This is a genomic window from Phyllobacterium sp. GQ127, assembly GCF_059758635.1.
Genome location: NZ_JCAXDZ010000001.1, coordinates 809,902 through 827,280, shown reverse-complemented (window position 1 = coordinate 827,280; position 17,379 = coordinate 809,902). Strand labels below are relative to the sequence as shown.

Below are 17,379 nucleotides of genomic sequence, written 5' to 3'. Positions count from 1 at the left end.
ATCTAACCGGCTTATCTGGCCGCATTTGTAGCAATAGGCATAAAGATCGTCCCACGGTTCGAGATCACAGAACCGCGTCGTTTCGCGGATGCCTCTAAGTTGTCTTTTCGATATCATAACCCACCAGCATGCGCGTATAGCGCGGCACCCAAGTGCCTTTCCGGCGCTGTTCAGGGGTTATCCACTCCCCTTCAAATGCCTTTAAAAAACACTCGGCATTTCGCTGCTCTGCAAACATATAGATGCTGTAGCGCTCGGGATGTATGTAAATGCTCTGATTCAGGCGATAGCGGCCAAGCAGTATTGAAAGGAAGTCCACCCTGTCAAAATGCGGCCTCACCTCGTCACAATGCAGCGCAACCTGAAAAGGATATTCCTTGTCAATCAAAGTGGTTGGCGGTTCGCCTCTGCTTCTGGCCATCTCAATGCCTCGACAGCTTTGGCTTCCAGCCACGGGCGAAACCGAAACCCATGGCAAGCGAAGCATATTCGAGTTCTTTGGTAAGATAGGCGCGTTCCTCGACCAGCTTGGTAATGGCAGCATTGGCATCGCCGCCATGTTCGGCAATCAGTTGGTCTGCTTCGTTCTCATAATCTTGCTCCGGTTCTTCCATGGCTTTTCTCCATTGAGACAAGCCTGTCCGCCCCCACTACAGGCAGGTTTTCATAGTCCTAAAATGTCATTGGAACGGTCGCCGCTACCGTGTATGTTCTATTAATGTTCTCAATCTCGGCGTGAGTCAATAAATTTTCATGGACAGAATACCGCACTCTAAAAGAGCCGCCTTGCTGGCGGCTTTCCTAATGTTGGGCCCCGGGATTGTTCCGGCCGATGCCAGGCAATCGCTTTACGTCATCGATGGCGACACGATCCGCTTGAACGGCGAGACGATCCGCATTGCCAATATTGATGCGCCCGAAACGCGCAATGCAAAATGCGATGCTGAATACAAGCAGGGACTTGAAGCAAAGTTCGTGCTGAACGCGCTGCTAAAGGCCGGTGACTTTACCGTCCAGCGCGGCGACCCGACGAGCGGCCGGTTGATAGACAAATATGGCCGCACGCTGGCGATGATCTCTGCCAACGGAAAGGACGTGGGCCAACTCCTGGTCAAAATGCGTTTGGTGCGGCCCTGGACGGGGAAACGGCGCGGCTGGTGTTAGCCAGTCAGGGAATGCGCTCTTCAACAAGCAATTGCACCAACTCAGAATGAACATATTCAATTAGAAGGTCTCCCACGAGTTGCTGCTGCGAAGTAGATGCGCCTTCCGAAACGATAAGAATGTTATTTAAAATTCCCGAAACACGGCGCCAATCTGAGTCAAACTCAGTTGCAACAAGCGTGAAATTTGCTCCTTCGGAATTGTATTTCTGCAGCTCGGTGAAGGCCCTTGGGCACAAGGTCAACAACGCTGCGACTTTGCCCTTTGGCAATGGCGGATACCAAAGCTTCATTCCGTTAAAAATTATCTCATCTTTCTCGTCGCGAACAGGAATCCACCCATTGAGCCTCTCGGCGAACATGGAATACAATTCATCCAGCAATTGAGTTAGCTGTTGGTCACTCCGATCCTGTCTTTGTGCGTCTAGCTGCTCCTTGAGAATCTTGTTTTGGGTTTCGGCTGCCTTCGCATTTGTGATAGCCGCATCGGCCTGTGCATCGGCTGCTTTGGCCTGAGCTTCAGCCACGCCTTTGCTCTCGATGGCAACAAGCCTGCTTTGCTCAAACTCTCCGCGCTGAAGCTTCATTTCCTCACGAGTCAATGACAGCTCTTTACGTTGTTCTTGAAGCTCTTGGGATTGCACGAGAACTGCCGCAACCAGCCAAAGGAATGCCAATGGAGCAAATACACCGGCAACCAAATCGCCAAATTCATTGGCCCTCAAACACGGAAAATAGCCGTAGGCGCAATCGTAAGGCTTGGGGGTGACCAAGTGAAACAAAACAGCAAATAATAGGATATAACCGATGCTGACTATCGCCATTATGGCGAGCCAGTTGCGTTCAGGATTGTTCGCGGATGGATTCAAGTCAGTTGATTCTTTTGTCATCTTTTGCCCCTGCGCCGGAGCAAAGCCGATATCTTTCAATTCAGCAAGGATCGACAATTTCATGGTAGTTGATAACGTCAGAAATCGGTGCCAACTCGCGGGCTGTGGGATTAAATTTTGATGACGTACGACGAAGTTTTGGCCGGCGGAGAAGGTAAGCTCATAGAAGCGATAGACGCTGGAACTCAAGAGAGTCTGACACTTGATTTCAAGCTCGCCACTGAGGGAGCCGGTGTTTTCAATGAAGATGGTGCCTTGACCACTGAGGGTAAGAAGGTGGTCGCAAAAATCCTTTCCGCTTTTAGTAATTCTGGGGGTGGTTTGGTCATATTTGGCGTTGATTGCAGGAAAGATGATGACAACATCGATTGTGCATCTGCCCTTGCACCCTTCAAGGGTTTCAAACAGGCCGCATCAACGCTGAACTCCGCTGTAGGTGACCTTTTGCAACCAAAAAATGCGGGTATACGCGTGGGCAGCTTTCCCGCCGGATATGACAATACCAAAGGCTATGTGATTATTGATGTGCCGAGGTCGGAGCGCCGTCCTCATCGCAGTGAAGCGGCGAAACAAAAAACTTACTTCAAGAGAAGTGGTGCCTCTTCCTATGAAATGGAGCATTATGACATTGAAGATGCCTTTCGGCGGCAATCAAGTCCCGAACTAGCGGCTGAGATTCGCCCGACTTGGGGCATGCGTTCGGGTTTGACCCTTACAGTACATTTGGATTTTTATGTGCGTAACGTGTCAAACATATCGGCACAGTACGTCTTGCTCGAGCTCCCCGAACCACAGCATGACACCTATCAATGGATTGCTGAAGAGGCATGGGGCCTGAAAGGGGTGCGATATGCCAGAGAAGGCACGGTCATAAAATACTACGCAAACAGCGACTATGTTATTCATCCTCAGGATAGTCGACATATCGGAAGAGCCACGTTCAAAGTGACTCTTGATGGTGATGCCAATCCGATAAGCGTTCCTCATCCTAAAAAAGTGCCCTTCGAACTGCCTTTAAAATTCATTCTTAAAGCTAAGGATATGCGGGTGATTGAAGGCGTTTTCGACTTCAAGGACGTTACGTTAAAAAGCCGACCTTGGGACAGCGGAGCAATAATTAAACAAGCTGACAGGCCATCTCTAGATGGGCAGCTTTGAGAGTTCGCCACGCATACGCCGCAGCCAGGCTGACCACTCCGTTACCCGCCGCGTCGGATCGATCTAACCGATCGGCTTGGGGAAATTGCCGAATTGAGCATTGATTATTAATCGATCGAGGGGCGGCGAGGGACCAGCACTTGGGACTGAGTGAGACAGTCGATATGAATTCTATCAAAATTTCAAGGGGCGGAGAATTGTCCCACTCTGTTGTAATCTATTGAGCTGAAATGCTTTCCGGTGAACCTCCGGTCTCACCATCTTATCCGCAAGTGGCGATTATTTAGGTGTGGCAGCGCGCCAGCTAAGTCATTGATTTGTGCTGATGAAAATCCCTGCCACACTGCTTGGTAAGCTGTTGATTATGCTACAAAAGTGCCTTCCGGGCGAGGCCTCCAGAAAATTATCACGTAAAATCAAGTAGATAGCGCTTTCGCTGACTTGGTGGTCGTGTAATTTCATGTTGCATCGAAGCATGTGGTGCATGATACCCCGCAGAATTTGGCCGTAGATACTCCGGTCATAAATTCTTTGCCGCATAGCACGCAATTTTTCTTCAGCAGCTTGGATTTTTGAACAATCTGGAAGCATTGAAACGAACAATATTTCGCGTGGGCATCTCGTGACTGGAATTCAGCACTGCAATGCTCGCAGTTGCGCTTTGGTGACTTATCCACAACGGCGAGATAGAAGGCCCATCGGCGTGCATGATGCTGCGCTCTTTCAAACAATGCCCCATTATAGGTTTTACAAGACGCAGCGCACGATGCGGAGCAAACGACCCTTCAGTACCCGAGCTCGCGGTGTTGTCTAAGATCGTCGCCCCAGAGATTGTCTATCTTTGATCGTAGTGATTAATAAGCGTAGAGCGAGGGGTATGTGGCGATGGCCAGGGTAGTAAAGACACAGCCCCGGAAATGGGGGACACCAATCTTCCAAGACACGCTCGAGGCGACCATCGCGCAGGGCATCCGTGGCAAGGTGGTCGGGGACAAAGGCAATGCCAATTCCATCGATCGCCGCATCCACCATCAATGGCTGGTCAGACAAGGTTAACGGCCCGGTGACATTTATCGTTTCGATATTACCGTGCCGTTCAAATTCCCAGTTGTAGATCGCGCCACTTTCAAAGCGAAAACGGATGCAGTCATGGTTATGGAGGTCCTGAGGTGTTGTCGGCCGACCACGAACAGTGAGGTATTCAGGAGACGCGACTGCCGCAAAGTGGATGTTGCCAGTCAAAGGGATGGCTATCATGTCCTGCGGCACGGCCTCGGCAAGTCGGATGCCAGCATCGAACCCGTCCGCGACAATATTGCTGAGCCGACCATCACTCACGATATCGAGGTGAATTTGGGGATAGGTTCGCAGAAACCGTGCAAGGATCGGTCGGAGGATCAAACGTATCGCACCTTCGCTGGCATTGATTCTCAGCGTCCCACTTGGAGTTTCGCGCAGATCGTCCACTTCTTGTATAGCTTCTTCAATTGCAGACACTGCCGGACGGAGTTTGGCTGCGAGCCGTTCTCCCGCCTCGGTTAGAGAGACGCTACGTGTCGTACGATTGAAGAGACGGACACCCAAGCGCTGCTCAAATGTCTTGAGCGAATGACTGACTGCTGATGCGGTAATATTGAGCTCAGTTGCAGCTCCACGAAAACTGCGGTGCGTCGCAATTGCCAGGAAAACGGTATAGGCGAATAAATCGCCGCCCTTTAATTGATGAGAGTTCTTCATATAAGCATCAAGCATTCATGAGATTGTTTTGATTCAGTATGTTCCATACACTCCCCGGAATAACAATCGCAAGGAAAACACATGTTCAAAAAAATACTGATTACAGGCGCCAGTTCTGGTTTTGGCTGCGGCGCAGCGATAGAACTTGCGCGTCTCGGGCACGCGGTAGTGGCTACCGCCGAAACTTGGCCGCAGGTTCGCAGCCTGCGCGCCGACGCTGCCGAGGCGGGCGTCAAACTTGATGTAATCAAGTTGAACCTGCTCGACGAAATCGACATCGCCCACGCGGGCTCGTTCGACCCTGACGTATTGGTTCTCAACGCCGGTGTCATGGAGGGTGGTTCTATAGTCGATATTCCAATGCAACGCGTACGAGAGTCATTCGACATCAACGTGTTTGGACATCTGCAATTAGTCCAAGCCATCGTCCCAAAGATGGTAGCCCGAAAATCCGGAAAAATTGTATGGACCTCATCAATGGGCGGTATTCTTGTGGTGCCATTCCTCGGTGTCTACTGCGCTACGAAACATGCAATCGAGGCCATCGCTGGCTCGATGAAGGCGGAACTTGCGCCTTACGGCGTCAAAGTGGCCACTGTCAATCCTGGTGTCTTCGGCACGGGTTTCAATGACACCGGCGCTGAGAGTTATGTGCAATGGTACAATGCGGATTCCGCAGTGGTACCGATGCCGGATTTTGGTGACAGCTTGGTTGGTCAAGCTGACCCGAAGGAGATGATTGATGCCATGGTTGAGATCATCCCTGCTGAGGAACACCTATATCGCACCATGCGCCCGCACGCGACCATTGAAGCTGCGAAGGGGTGGCAAGAAACAGAGTGGACGCAAAATGCCTGATCTGACACTTGATCATGCGCACCAAATTGTAGTTCAGGGCCACGGCGCTGCAAAAGAAGCCGGTCTTAATGCCGTCTTCGCGATCCTTGACACTGGCGCACACCTTGTCACTTTCTCCCGGATGGATGGTGCATGGCTGGCTTCAAACGAGTTGGCCATCGCCAAGGCTCGCGCCTCCGTGATGTTCCAGGCACCAAGCGAGGCACTGAACGCTCCGCCACAAGTTGGTGAGCCGGTCCCGCATTTTGATCACATCCACGCGGGCGGCTTGCTGCTAATGGGCGGCGGCCTCCCGCTGTTTAATGGCGACGGTGTATTAATCGGTGCTATCGGAGTTTCTGGCGGGACGCCAGAGCAGGATGCGGCTCTCGCACGCGCGGCCGCAAGTTGATCAAGCAGTAAATCATTTGCCCAATTAAATATGGCGAGTGAAGTGGGACAGTCGATGCAAATTCTATAATGATTTCAAAGGGCAGGGAATTGTCCCACTCTGCTGTAACCTATTGAGCTGAAATGCTTTCCGGTGTCCCTCCGGTCCCACCATTCTATACGCAAGCGGCGATTAACCGGCTGAGTTTGTGTGGGCAATTTCATCAAGGGTGTTGCAGCGCGCCAGTTGTTTTTATTGGCCTGTAGATTCGTCTCCGAATCTACAGCAGTCCATGATTTGCGGTGTGACGTAAATGTGCCGGAGAACAGGGCGCGGTGTGCGGCCTGTTCTCCTTGACGCAAATCAGCTTTTTAGCCGTGAATTGCAGAGGCTGTAATATCCTCCGCCTTTCTGTATCCATTTCAGGCTGCCAAGAGAATTTCTCTGCTTGTTGGCGTAATATTGGTCCAGACAGGTATGCATACGTGCCTTGCCTGGGCTTTCCGTAGAATATTTCGTGGAAACGGCGCTCGGAAAAGCCACGCCGCGCGGAGCCCTTGTCGTTGGGGCGGGCGGATCATCTGTATAGGTGGCATTGTCCACGGATGGCGCAGAATCATCGTCATCATCATTGGCTGCGGTTGCTCCGGCGGCGCATTGTGCCTTGCGGAAGTCGTTCCACTTCAGGCCGCCCAGCGTTCCAGCGTCTTTGGCAGCCTGATATTTCACGCTGCATTCCTTCATCGTCAGGCCGCTACCTGAATCATCATTGTCGTTGGCTTGTGACTTTGCCGTCTTGGTTTTTGTGACCGGCGCTGCAGCAGCACCTGCGCTACATTGCGATTTGCGGAAATCATTCCATTTGACATCGCCAAGTGTGCCGGCGCTCTTTGCCGCCTGATACTTGGCGCTGCATTCTTTCATCGTCAGTCCGCCACCGGAATCATCGTCGTCATTGGCTTGCGACTTCGCTGTCTTTGTCTTAGTAACCGGCGCAGCAGCAGCGTCCGCGCTGCATTGCGTTTTGCGGAAATCGTTCCATTTGACATCGCCAAGTGTACCCGCGCTCTTTGCTGCCTGGTACTTGGCGCTGCATTCCTTCATGGTCAATCCGCTGTCGTCGTCATTACTGGCTGCAGCGGTCGTTTTTGCTTTTTTCGCGGTTGTTGTCTTTGTACTAGCCGCAGGCGAATCGTCCGAAGCGCACTCCGCCTTGCGGAAGTCGTTCCACTTCAGGCCGCCCAGCGTTCCTGCGTCTTTGGCAGCCTGATATTTCACGCTGCATTCCTTCGCCGTCAAGGCATAGGCAGGCGCAACGGCAAACGATGCCGAAGCCAGTACACCCGCATATAAAAGATTTCGCATCATTGACATGCTTCGCTCCCTCAAGTGGTTGAATATTTGCAACCATACAACCTTGAGTACATTCCATTCATCATGCCGGGTCAATTGAAATCTGCCGGTGCAAATATGGCTGGGGGGTGACAAAAGCCCCCGGGATCAGTGAAATGACCAATCGGTGAGGCATGAAGGCGTAGGGGTGCCGATGACCGTGATTGATGACGGTAAGCGGATTTGGCCATACTGGAACCAAGCTATAGTATTGAGTTAATTTGGCTCTTTGGATCAATATGCCGGGTTCTATCGTGAAATAATACTCTTGGTAGCCGGCATATTGCAGGTAAATTACGAATTCATGTTGCATGCCGGTGCAATATGATATCGTTGGTACAATTTGGAAAACAGCTTTCCAATCGGCTGATTTCTTCACATAAAACACTTCATGGCCAATCTATAAGAGATTGGTTTATTTGGGATTTTCTTGCTTCATGTTTGAATTGGCTGTCGTCGGGTTTCTTATTATCCTCAATGGCGTATTTGCGCTTTCGGAACTGGCGGTCGTTTCGGCCAGGAAGGCCCGTCTTGAGATGTTGGCAGACCGTGGTATTGCCGGAGCCCGTGCGGCGATTGCCCTTTCGGAAAACCCCGGAAAGTTCCTGTCCACCGTGCAGATCGGCATTACGCTTGTTGGCATTGTTGCTGGTGCGTTTTCGGGCGCCACGCTAGGCGCGCGCATGAGCGGTTTTCTGGTTGGCATCGGCGTTCGCCCGGATATTGCCGATATAGGCGGCTATACGTTGGTTATTGGCATCATTACCTATCTGTCAGTCATCATCGGGGAACTTGTGCCAAAACATTTGGCGCTGAAAAACCCTGAACGCATCGCCTGTTTCATCGCGCGGCCCATGAATATCCTGTCACGGGTCGCGGCACCTGCCGTCTGGGCGCTGGACGCATCGACAAGGGGTGTGTTCCGGCTGCTCGGTATTTCCACCGCATCGGAAAGCTCGATTACCGATGAGGAGATACTGACAATTGTAGCAGAGGCGGGAAATACCGGCGTGATCGAAGAGGCCGAGAGGTCCATGATTTCCGGCGTTATCCGGCTGGGTGATCGAAGCGTGCGGGCCGTCATGACCCCGCGCACGGAAGTTGAAATGGTTGATATCGATGAAGATGCCATAGCGCTGAAGCGCAAATTGATATCCGCAAATCATTCCTGTCTTCCAGCTTTTGAAGGCGACCGCGACAATGTCATTGGCGTCATCATGCTCAGGGACATGATCGAACCCATGCTTGCCTCGTCAATGGTCGTGATCCGCGAGCATGTCAGGCACGCACCCATCATTCCGGATACGCTTGATGCGCTGGCTGCGCTCAAAGTCTTGCGTGACTCTGACGTTCCCATGGCACTCGTCCATGATGAGTACGGCCATTTTGAAGGCCTGCTGACGCCCGCCGATATTCTTGATGCCATCGCAGGCGCGTTCGCCTCGGATGAAGATCAATCAGAGCCGGAAGCGGTGAGACGGGAGGATGGTTCCTGGCTTCTTGCAGGCTGGATGCCGGTTGATGAGATGGCGGATCTCTTGGGAATAGACCTGCCCGCGACAAGGCCATATGAAACGGTGGCCGGTTTTGTCATTGACCGTTTGCAGCGAATTCCAATGACGGGCGAATCCATGGAGTTTGATGATTGGCGTTTCGAGGTTGTCGATCTTGATCATCGCCGCGTCGACAAGGTTTTGGCGTCGCGCCTCTCCTAGCCAGAAATTGCTCCCAATTCGAGGCCTCACCAGATGACTGATCAAGATTACGCTATGCCATCCGTATGGGAGGAGCGGCTAGCGAAATACAATTGGATAACGCAAACCATCGGAGAATCCGGAGCGCTGGTATTTCGTCTCGAAGCGGCAGAGCTTCCGACCTTATTCGTAAAAAGCGAGCGGATTGGAGAGTTCACCGAACTATTCGATGAGATAAAGCGGCTGCAATGGTTGGCAGGGCAAGCTATTGCCGCACCGCGCGTTCTGGATCAGGCAGAACAGGGCGATCGCCTCTGGTTGCTGATGAGCGCGGTGCCGGGGCGCGATCTTGCATCAAATCCGGAGATTCCCGCCGAAGCTGTCATCAGAATTGTTGTCCGGTCGCTTAAAGCTTTACACCAGCTTGATATAGCGGGCTGTCCGTTTAACCATAGTCTTGAAGATCGAATTCCAATTGCCCTTTCCCGAGTGATTGGCAATCAGGTGGATGAAACTGATTTCGATGAGGTTGGACCCACTGCTGCTGAACTTTTCGAGAGACTTGTAGCAACACGTCCAAGCAATGAGGATTTGGTGGTAACGCACGGCGACGCGTGCCTGCCGAATATATTGAGCGACGGCTCGCAATTTACCGGTTTTGTTGATTGCGCACGCCTTGGGATCGCAGATCGGTATCAGGATCTTGCTCTGGCCAGCAGGAGCATTGAGGATAATCTGGGCGCTGAATGGGTCGAACCATTTTTCAAGCTATATGGTGTTGAGGCGGATTCTACCCGCGTAACCTATTACCGGCTGCTTGATGAGTTCTTTTAGCTGGAACGACGCTCGGAATAACGACGATAGATGCCTTTGCCTGCCTTCTTGGCAATATAAAGGGCCGCATCTCCGCACCAAAGCAAGCTTTCCGGCGTATCGCCGTCACGCGGCGCAAGAGCTGCTCCAATGGTAACCGTGATAGCTGCCGAATCCGCATTGGCAAGATCATAGGGCTGAGAAACGCTGCCGATGATACGGTCTGCCACGCTTGCAACTTCATTGGCAGTGACCTGAAGCAACACGACGGCAAATTCGTCACCATCAATGCGGTAGACGACATCATTCTTGCGCATGCATGTTTGAAGGCGGTCAGCGACAAGCTTTAAGACAAGATCACCTTCGGCGCGCCCGTATTTTTCGTTGAATTGCTTGAAGCCGTCCAGATCAATGCAGAGAATCGCAAATTGCAGCCGGTCGTCAAAGTCGCTATCAGCGTAGGAGCCGAACAGACTATCGAGATGTTCTTCCAGTGCAGCGCGGTCGGCGAGTCCCGTGAGCTCGTCCTGGCTGACAGGAAAATCACCAAATCCCTTGGTTTCAATCATTCGCCTAAAGTTCCCATCGTTCACTTGAACGACTCCATTTTTGCTGTGTGTAGAATGACAGGTGCCGACATTGGATACAATACAGGAAGATTCATAGGGTTAAGAAGGTTTTATCACAAACCGAAAGTAACCGGTACTGGAAAGTCAGTAGAAATATTTTGCACCGCCGCGCTCAATTGACGTGCCCTTCATTTTTTGACACACCCCTTGTGGGTTGGCGTTCTGGTTCCAATATGCTTTCGAGTTCACCGGATCCGTGCCCAACTGGCATAAACATGTTTTGCATGGTCGAAGTGTTCTGCATAACCTCATACTGGAATCGCTTTCCGGAAAAGGTTATACGGAGTCTCATAATGCTTTTGCGCATTGCGCCTTTGTTGGATGCATAACGCGATCGCACTGCTCGTGCTGTTAGGAAAGCTTGGAATAATATGGTGCTGAATTTCGAAGATCTGCGGACCAAGATGGTCGATAACCAGTTGCGTACAACTGATGTGACGGACAAGCCTCTGTTGCAGGCGTTTCTGGATGTCCCGCGCGAGAAATTCGTACCAAGTGTTCGTGCACCGCTCGCTTATATTGATGACGATGTCATGGTCTCAACGCCGACGGCCGAGGCAGGCGCGCGCTACATCATGCAAGCTTCGCCTTTTGCCAAGCTCGTTCAGCTTGCCAATATCCAGCCTGAAGATGTTGTTCTCGATATCGGTTGCGCGACAGGATATTCGGCAGCCATTCTCTCGCGAATCTCCAGCTCGGTTATCGCCGTGGAGGCTGATGCAAATCTCGCCGGTCAGGCTACTTCAATCCTGTCGTCCCTGGGCTATGATAATGTCGTGGTCTTAACCGGGCCGCTGGAAAAGGGCTACGCGTCTGAAGCACCTTTTGATGTAATCATAATTGAGGGTAGCGTTGACCACGTTCCTGTTACATTATTCGATCAGTTGAAGGATGGGGGGCGACTCGTTGCCGTTGAAGGCAGCGGAAACTCCGGAAAATCAATGATTTACGTGAAGAACGAGGGAATCGTATCAGGACGTCGCGCTTTCAATTCGGCGGTAAAGCCTCTCCCAGGCTTCGGCAAAGTTCCTGAATTCGAATTCTGAGCGTGTCGCACGTGAGACATAAGTGCAACGGTTGACCACTTTGTTTGCGAATTGGGGTTTGCAACTGTGGTCAATTCGGAAATTGGCTTGTATTGAAGTTACAACGTCGAACCGATTGGTTCGGTCTGAATATTGAGACATGAAGGGGTTTATAGTGTTCATAGCGGGTAAGCGATTACTGACCGCAGCGCTGATGTCAGCCACGGTACTAGCCTCTACGCCTTCAATGGCTGAGACGATCTTTGGCGCAATGGCCAAAGCCTACAACAACAACTCCACTCTTAACGCCACAAGGGCAGGCGTTCGCGTTACTGATGAAGGCGTGGCGATTGCCAAGTCGGGCTACCGGCCGACTATCTCTGCTTCCGCAAACCTCACATCGACCTATACCAGACTGGATGGACGGGGCCGATCGACAGGCACGGGGTTTGTGAATGACGGCACCTCAAATACCGCCGTGTTCGGCGTTACTGTCAATCAGATGCTCTTTGACGGGTTCACCACCAAGAACACAGTCTCAGCCTCAAAAACCCAGGTTCTGGCCGCCCGTGAAAACCTGCGCAACACGGAGCAGAATCAGCTTTTCGCTGCGGTGCAAGCCTATATGGATGTCTATCTGACCCGTCAGATCGTCGTTCTTCGCCAGCGGAATATCGAAGCGCTTGACGAACAGCTTCGTGCTGCGCGCGCTCGTTTTGACGTGGGTGAGGGTACGCGTACCGACGTTGCACAGGCAGATGCCCAGAAAGCAACGGCCATTGCGCAGCTGAACCTTGCCAAATCAAACGAAAAAACCGCCGAGGCAACCTATATTCAGGTGGTCGGCGAAGCACCGGGACGACTTGAGCGCGCACCAGCTGCCAAAAAGTCATTGCCGCGCAATATGGACGAAGCCTATGCCATAGCCGAGAATACGCATCCTGCTATTCTGTCGACACGCTATGCCGTGGATGCCGCTGGCTATACGGTCAAGGCAACAGAAGGCGAATTGCTTCCTCAGGTGAATTTGAGAGGCGAGATCAGCCGCGACGAAATATGGGGCGAGCCAAGCGATCTTTCTACCAGCAGCAATAATTCGACAAGCGCGTCGGCTGGAATTCAGGTTACCGTTCCGATTTACAGCGGTGGCCGCACATCGGCTCGTGTTCGCCAGGGCAAGGAAACCGTGGCGCAGCGCCGGATCGAAGTTGACGTAGCGCGTGACGATGTTCGTCAGGCTATCGCCAGCGCTTTTGCCGAAATGGAAGCCGCCAAGGCATCCATCGTTGCTCAAAGGACTGCTGTCGCCGCTGCTCAGCTCGCATTGAACGGCGTTATTGAAGAACGTAAAGTTGGTCAGCGCACGACACTCGACGTATTGAACGAGCAGACCAATGTTCTGACAGCGCAAATCAATCTTGTGCAGGCTGAGCGCGATGCGGTTGTTACCAGCTATGCTGCTCTGTCGGGAACTGGCCGTTTGACGGCAGCCCAACTTGGATTGCAGGTGGCTGAGCACCGGCCGGAAGAGCATTACGAAGCGGTCAAGGACAAGTGGATCGGCCTTCGCACGCCTGATAGCCGCTGATCGATCCTGCTACGATAAAATAGAAATTTGGCCGCTGGATAAATCTGGCGGCCAATTCATTTCAGCGGGGCGAATCAAAAGTCTGTGGGTTAGCCCGAAACATTGCTCTGAGGGATTCTCAAATAGACAACCAGCCTCTACACTGCATGCAGATTCGTTGCACCGCACCGAAACAAGATGTAGTAGGCAAGTTGATCATGGCACAATCACCAATCGGGGCATCCGCAGGCTTATCAAGCGCGACGCGCGAACCTTCCATGGAAGAGATTTTGGCCTCGATACGCCGCATCATTGAAGAGAGCGACACGGCACGGCCTGATGATGTCCCGCCAGCGGCTGTAAATTCCGATATGCCAGCTCAAACTACTTCCAATTTGCAGGTCGAAGATAATCTGGAAAGCGACGAGGCCGAACTTACTCCGCGGCAAGGTATTGCTGTTACGCCGCCTGTCCAGAAAATGCCTGAGGCGATGTTTTCGCCTCGTTTGCCCGACGTGGAATCAGAGCCGCATGAGACGAACAAGCCTGAGGCGGAATCGCCCGCCGAAGCTGTTGCCCCAGCTCCACAAATTCTTGCCGAGGAAGAATTGCTCGTTGCGGAGCAGGTTGCCGAAAAGCCGGCAGCACCTTCGCAACCCGATACAGGCGCTAATATGCGCTTTGCTGAGCCAGCGAGCGTCCCGGAATCTGGTCCGGCAGTAAAGTCATCGATGCCTATAGCTATCGATGAATTCGAGACGAATATGGAGGAAGAAGTGTCGCTTGATCTGGCGCAGGCGCTGGAGCCGATTCTTTCTGAGAGCACTGAGCGCCAGGTTAGTGCTGCGTTTGAGGATCTGTCATTTGCCGTTCGCAGCGAGCAGCGGCGTTCCTTTGATGAAATCGCACAGGAAATCATGCGGCCTTTGCTGCAGGATTGGCTGGACAATAATTTACCGACCTTGGTGGAGCGCCTTGTTCGCGAAGAAATTGAACGCGTTGCGCGCGGCGGCAAGCGTTAGAGCCCAGAAATACCTCGTCGAGCTTGTAGGGGCCGCCAGATGGCGGTCTTTTCGTTTCAGGCGTACGATATCATTGACTTGAGCCTCGCCATTGGGTTTACACCCTAACAATCCTTTTTTCCGCAAAATGACGGACAGTTTTATGCTTGAGAAGACTTATGACGCCGCGGCCGTAGAGCCAGAGATTGCAAAACGCTGGGAAGAGGCGGGTGCCTTTAAGGCCGGTGCCGGTTCCAAGCCGGGCGCAGATCCCTTTGCGATTGTCATACCGCCGCCAAATGTGACCGGCTCTCTGCATATGGGACATGCGCTGAATAATACCATTCAGGACATTATGGTCCGCTTTGAGCGGATGCGTGGCAAGAATGTCTTGTGGCAGCCGGGCATGGATCATGCCGGTATTGCAACGCAAATGGTTGTCGAGCGGCAATTGATGGAGCGTCAACAGCCGGGTCGCCGTGAGATGGGCCGTGAGAAGTTTGTCGAGCGTGTGTGGGAGTGGAAGGCGGAGTCTGGCGGGATTATTGCCGGACAGCTGAAACGCCTGGGTGCGTCCTGCGATTGGTCGCGCGAACGCTTTACCATGGATGAAGGCTTGTCGAAGGCCGTTCTTGAGGTTTTCGTTACACTTTACAAGCAGGGGCTCATTTACAAAGACAAACGTCTGGTCAATTGGGACCCCAAGCTGCTGACTGCGATTTCTGATATTGAGGTCGAGTCGCGCGAGATGAAGGGGCATTTGTGGCATTTCCGCTATCCGCTGGAGAATGTCGCCTTTGACCCGGAAAATCCGCATACATATATTGTTGTCGCAACAACCCGGCCAGAGACAATGCTTGGCGATACGGGCGTTGCCGTCAATCCTGACGATGCCCGCTATCATGCGCTTATTGGCAATAATGTTGTTCTGCCGCTCATCGGTCGTCATATTCCTATCGTTGCCGATGATTATGCTGATCCTGAAGCCGGATCCGGCGCTGTGAAGATTACGCCTGCGCACGATTTCAACGATTTTGAAGTGGGCAAGCGCAACGATCTCCGGCAGATCAATATTCTCAATACGAATGCTTCGATTTTCCTCAAGGAAAACAATGATTTCCTGGAGGGTTTGGAGAAATCGAGTCATCTGGATCAGTTTATCCACGCACTGGACGGGAAGGATCGTTTTGCAGCACGCAAGCTGATTGTCGCTATGATGGAAGATGGCGGTTACCTTGAGAAGATCGAGGACCACACCCATTCCGTACCCCATGGCGATCGCGGCGATGTGCCGATTGAGCCTTATCTGACAGATCAGTGGTATGTGAATGCGGGCGAGCTCGCCAAGCCAGCCATTGCCAGTGTTCGTGAGGGCCGGACCAATTTTGTGCCGAAAAACTGGGAAAAAACCTATTATGACTGGATGGAAAACATCCAGCCCTGGGCGATTTCACGGCAATTGTGGTGGGGGCATCAAATTCCCGCCTGGTATGGACCGGATGGTCAGGTTTTCGTCGAGCGCACAGAAGAAGAAGCGCTCAGCGCAGCCGTTCAGCATTATCTCGCCCATGAAGGACCTATGAAGGCGCATGTGCAGAACCTTCTGGAGAACCTGAAGCCCGGAGAAATCCTGACGCGCGATGAAGATGTGCTCGATACATGGTTCTCTTCGGCGCTCTGGCCGTTTTCAACGCTTGGCTGGCCCGACAAGACACCAGAGCTTTCGACCTATTATCCAACCAGCGTTCTGGTGAGCGGCTTTGATATCATATTCTTCTGGGTTGCTCGGATGATGATGATGGGCCTGCACTTTATGGATAAGGAGCCGTTTCACACCGTCTATATGCACGCGCTTGTTCGCGACAAGAACGGTGCGAAGATGTCGAAGTCCAAAGGCAACGTTATTGATCCGCTGGAACTGATGGATGAATACGGCGCTGATGCGTTGCGGTTTACACTTGCCATCATGGCCGCTCAGGGCCGTGACGTGAAACTGGATACCAGCCGTATTGCCGGATATCGCAATTTTGGTACCAAGCTTTGGAACTCAACGCGCTTTGCTGAAATGAATGGTGTTGCGCGCAACCCGTCTTTCAAGCCGGACGATGCCAAGCTGACGGTTAACCGCTGGATTCTGACCGAGCTCACCAATGCTGTGCGCGATGTCACCGACGGTATCGCCACTTATCGCTTCAATGAAGCTGCAAGCGCGGCCTATCGTTTTGTATGGAATCAGTTCTGCGACTGGTACATCGAGCTGTTGAAGCCTGTATTCAATGGTGACGATGCCGAGGCAAAGGCGGAAGCACAAGCCTGTGCAGCCTATGTGCTTGATGAGATCTACAAGCTTCTGCATCCGTTCATGCCATTCATGACGGAGGAGCTCTGGGCGCATACGGCGGGCGAGGGCGCGAAGCGTGAAACCCTGCTGTGCCATGCTGAATGGCCAGTGTCATCATTTGTTGATACCGATGCCGCCTCAGAGATCAATTGGTTGATCGATCTGGTAACCGGTATCCGTTCCGTTCGGGCCGAGATGAATGTCCCTGCTTCCGCTGTAGCTCCGCTCGTCGTCATCGGTGCCAATGAAGCCACCGAGGCGCGCTTGCAGCGTCACGAAGCTGCGATCAAGTGGCGCGCGCGCGTGGACACGATTACGCTGGGAAGCGAGGCCCCTAAGGGTTCGGCGCAATTTGTCATCGGCGAAGCTACAGCCTGCCTGCCACTGGGCAGCCTTATTGACGTCAATGCTGAAATTGCGCGACTGACCAAGGAGGCCGGTAAGATCGCCGATGAAAGCGACAAGATCGGTAAAAAGCTCGGCAATGAGAAATTCGTTGCCAATGCCAAACCGGAGATCGTGCAGGCAGAACGCGAACGACTGGCCGAGCTTCAGGAGGCCGCTGGTAAAATCGAAGTGGCGATACGGCGCGTTCGCGAGGCGAGCTGATTCCGGAGTTTTATTGCCGATAATGAAATTTGGAGTGGCTCGTCCCTTGAAATATGCGGCGAGCCACCCCATTTTCGTCGATCAAAAGCCCCAATTTTGTCATTTTTGAAGTGCGTTGCATTTGCGCAACAA

General features: G+C 52.5%; 16 protein-coding genes. 10 read left to right on the top strand and 6 right to left on the bottom strand.

Annotated features, from left to right (window positions below):
- Positions 1-94 precede the first annotated feature (94 nt).
- Together AC6CHM_RS04210 and AC6CHM_RS04205 are read right to left on the bottom strand one after the other, a co-directional pair.
- Positions 95-421, bottom strand: coding sequence for a hypothetical protein (locus tag AC6CHM_RS04210; protein WP_498172100.1), 327 nt, complete (start codon positions 419-421; stop codon positions 95-97).
- A gap of 1 nt (position 422) precedes the next feature.
- Positions 423-614: a hypothetical protein gene (locus AC6CHM_RS04205; protein ID WP_498172099.1), complete on the bottom strand. Its 192-nt coding sequence runs from the start codon at positions 612-614 to the stop codon at positions 423-425.
- Between the two features lie 190 nt (positions 615-804).
- Between AC6CHM_RS04205 and AC6CHM_RS04200 the strand changes: the two genes are divergently transcribed.
- The gene (locus AC6CHM_RS04200) at positions 805-1,164 is read left to right on the top strand and encodes a thermonuclease family protein (RefSeq protein ID WP_498172098.1); all 360 of its coding nucleotides are present in this window, start codon (positions 805-807) and stop codon (positions 1,162-1,164) included.
- Between the two features lie 4 nt (positions 1,165-1,168).
- Here the strand turns inward: AC6CHM_RS04200 and AC6CHM_RS04195 are convergent, their stop codons facing one another.
- Entirely contained in the window at positions 1,169-2,116 is a 948-nt protein-coding gene (locus tag AC6CHM_RS04195; protein ID WP_498172097.1) for a hypothetical protein, read from the bottom strand.
- A 57-nt stretch (positions 2,117-2,173) separates the two neighbouring features.
- On the opposite strand from AC6CHM_RS04195, the gene AC6CHM_RS04190 reads away from it, so the two are divergent.
- Positions 2,174-3,211, top strand: coding sequence for an AlbA family DNA-binding domain-containing protein (locus tag AC6CHM_RS04190; RefSeq protein WP_498172096.1), 1,038 nt, complete (start codon positions 2,174-2,176; stop codon positions 3,209-3,211).
- 810 nt (positions 3,212-4,021) lie between these two features.
- Here AC6CHM_RS04190 and AC6CHM_RS04185 read toward each other — a convergent pair.
- Positions 4,022-4,963, bottom strand: a complete 942-nt coding sequence (locus AC6CHM_RS04185; RefSeq protein WP_307285478.1) for a LysR substrate-binding domain-containing protein — start codon at positions 4,961-4,963, stop codon at positions 4,022-4,024.
- 66 nt (positions 4,964-5,029) lie between these two features.
- Here AC6CHM_RS04185 and AC6CHM_RS04180 point away from each other — a divergent pair, with 66 nt between their 5' ends.
- Both AC6CHM_RS04180 and AC6CHM_RS04175 read left to right on the top strand, forming a co-directional pair.
- Positions 5,030-5,806, top strand: a complete 777-nt coding sequence (locus tag AC6CHM_RS04180; RefSeq protein WP_307285475.1) for an SDR family oxidoreductase — start codon at positions 5,030-5,032, stop codon at positions 5,804-5,806.
- Positions 5,799-6,197, top strand: a complete 399-nt coding sequence (locus tag AC6CHM_RS04175; RefSeq protein WP_307285472.1) for a GlcG/HbpS family heme-binding protein — start codon at positions 5,799-5,801, stop codon at positions 6,195-6,197. Before AC6CHM_RS04180 ends, AC6CHM_RS04175 begins: the two co-directional genes overlap by 8 nt.
- A 342-nt stretch (positions 6,198-6,539) precedes the next feature.
- On the opposite strand, the gene AC6CHM_RS04170 is transcribed toward AC6CHM_RS04175, so the two are convergent.
- The gene (locus AC6CHM_RS04170) at positions 6,540-7,550 is read right to left on the bottom strand and encodes a hypothetical protein (protein WP_115052901.1); all 1,011 of its coding nucleotides are present in this window, start codon (positions 7,548-7,550) and stop codon (positions 6,540-6,542) included.
- Between the two features lie 455 nt (positions 7,551-8,005).
- On the opposite strand from AC6CHM_RS04170, the gene AC6CHM_RS04165 reads away from it, so the two are divergent.
- Together AC6CHM_RS04165 and AC6CHM_RS04160 are read left to right on the top strand one after the other, a co-directional pair.
- Positions 8,006-9,283, top strand: a complete 1,278-nt coding sequence (locus AC6CHM_RS04165) for a hemolysin family protein (RefSeq protein WP_498172094.1) — start codon at positions 8,006-8,008, stop codon at positions 9,281-9,283.
- 33 nt (positions 9,284-9,316) lie between these two features.
- The gene (locus AC6CHM_RS04160; protein ID WP_498172093.1) at positions 9,317-10,096 is read left to right on the top strand and encodes an APH(3') family aminoglycoside O-phosphotransferase; all 780 of its coding nucleotides are present in this window, start codon (positions 9,317-9,319) and stop codon (positions 10,094-10,096) included.
- Here AC6CHM_RS04160 and AC6CHM_RS04155 read toward each other — a convergent pair.
- Positions 10,093-10,644: a GGDEF domain-containing protein gene (locus AC6CHM_RS04155; protein ID WP_307285463.1), complete on the bottom strand. Its 552-nt coding sequence runs from the start codon at positions 10,642-10,644 to the stop codon at positions 10,093-10,095. The genes AC6CHM_RS04160 and AC6CHM_RS04155 overlap by 4 nt on opposite strands.
- Before the next feature lie 431 nt (positions 10,645-11,075).
- Here AC6CHM_RS04155 and AC6CHM_RS04150 point away from each other — a divergent pair, with 431 nt between their 5' ends.
- From AC6CHM_RS04150 to AC6CHM_RS04135, 4 genes are all read left to right on the top strand, one after another.
- Positions 11,076-11,750 carry a protein-L-isoaspartate O-methyltransferase family protein gene (locus AC6CHM_RS04150; RefSeq protein WP_115052906.1) on the top strand — a complete coding sequence of 225 codons (675 nt, stop codon included), beginning with the start codon at positions 11,076-11,078 and terminating at the stop codon, positions 11,748-11,750.
- A 139-nt stretch (positions 11,751-11,889) separates the two neighbouring features.
- The gene (locus AC6CHM_RS04145; protein WP_115052907.1) at positions 11,890-13,317 is read left to right on the top strand and encodes a TolC family outer membrane protein; all 1,428 of its coding nucleotides are present in this window, start codon (positions 11,890-11,892) and stop codon (positions 13,315-13,317) included.
- A 197-nt stretch (positions 13,318-13,514) separates the two neighbouring features.
- Positions 13,515-14,318, top strand: coding sequence for a PopZ family protein (locus tag AC6CHM_RS04140; protein WP_498172090.1), 804 nt, complete (start codon positions 13,515-13,517; stop codon positions 14,316-14,318).
- Between the two features lie 142 nt (positions 14,319-14,460).
- A complete protein-coding gene (locus tag AC6CHM_RS04135) occupies positions 14,461-17,247 on the top strand; it encodes a valine--tRNA ligase (RefSeq protein WP_498172088.1) in 2,787 nt (928 codons plus the stop codon).
- Positions 17,248-17,379 lie beyond the last annotated feature (132 nt).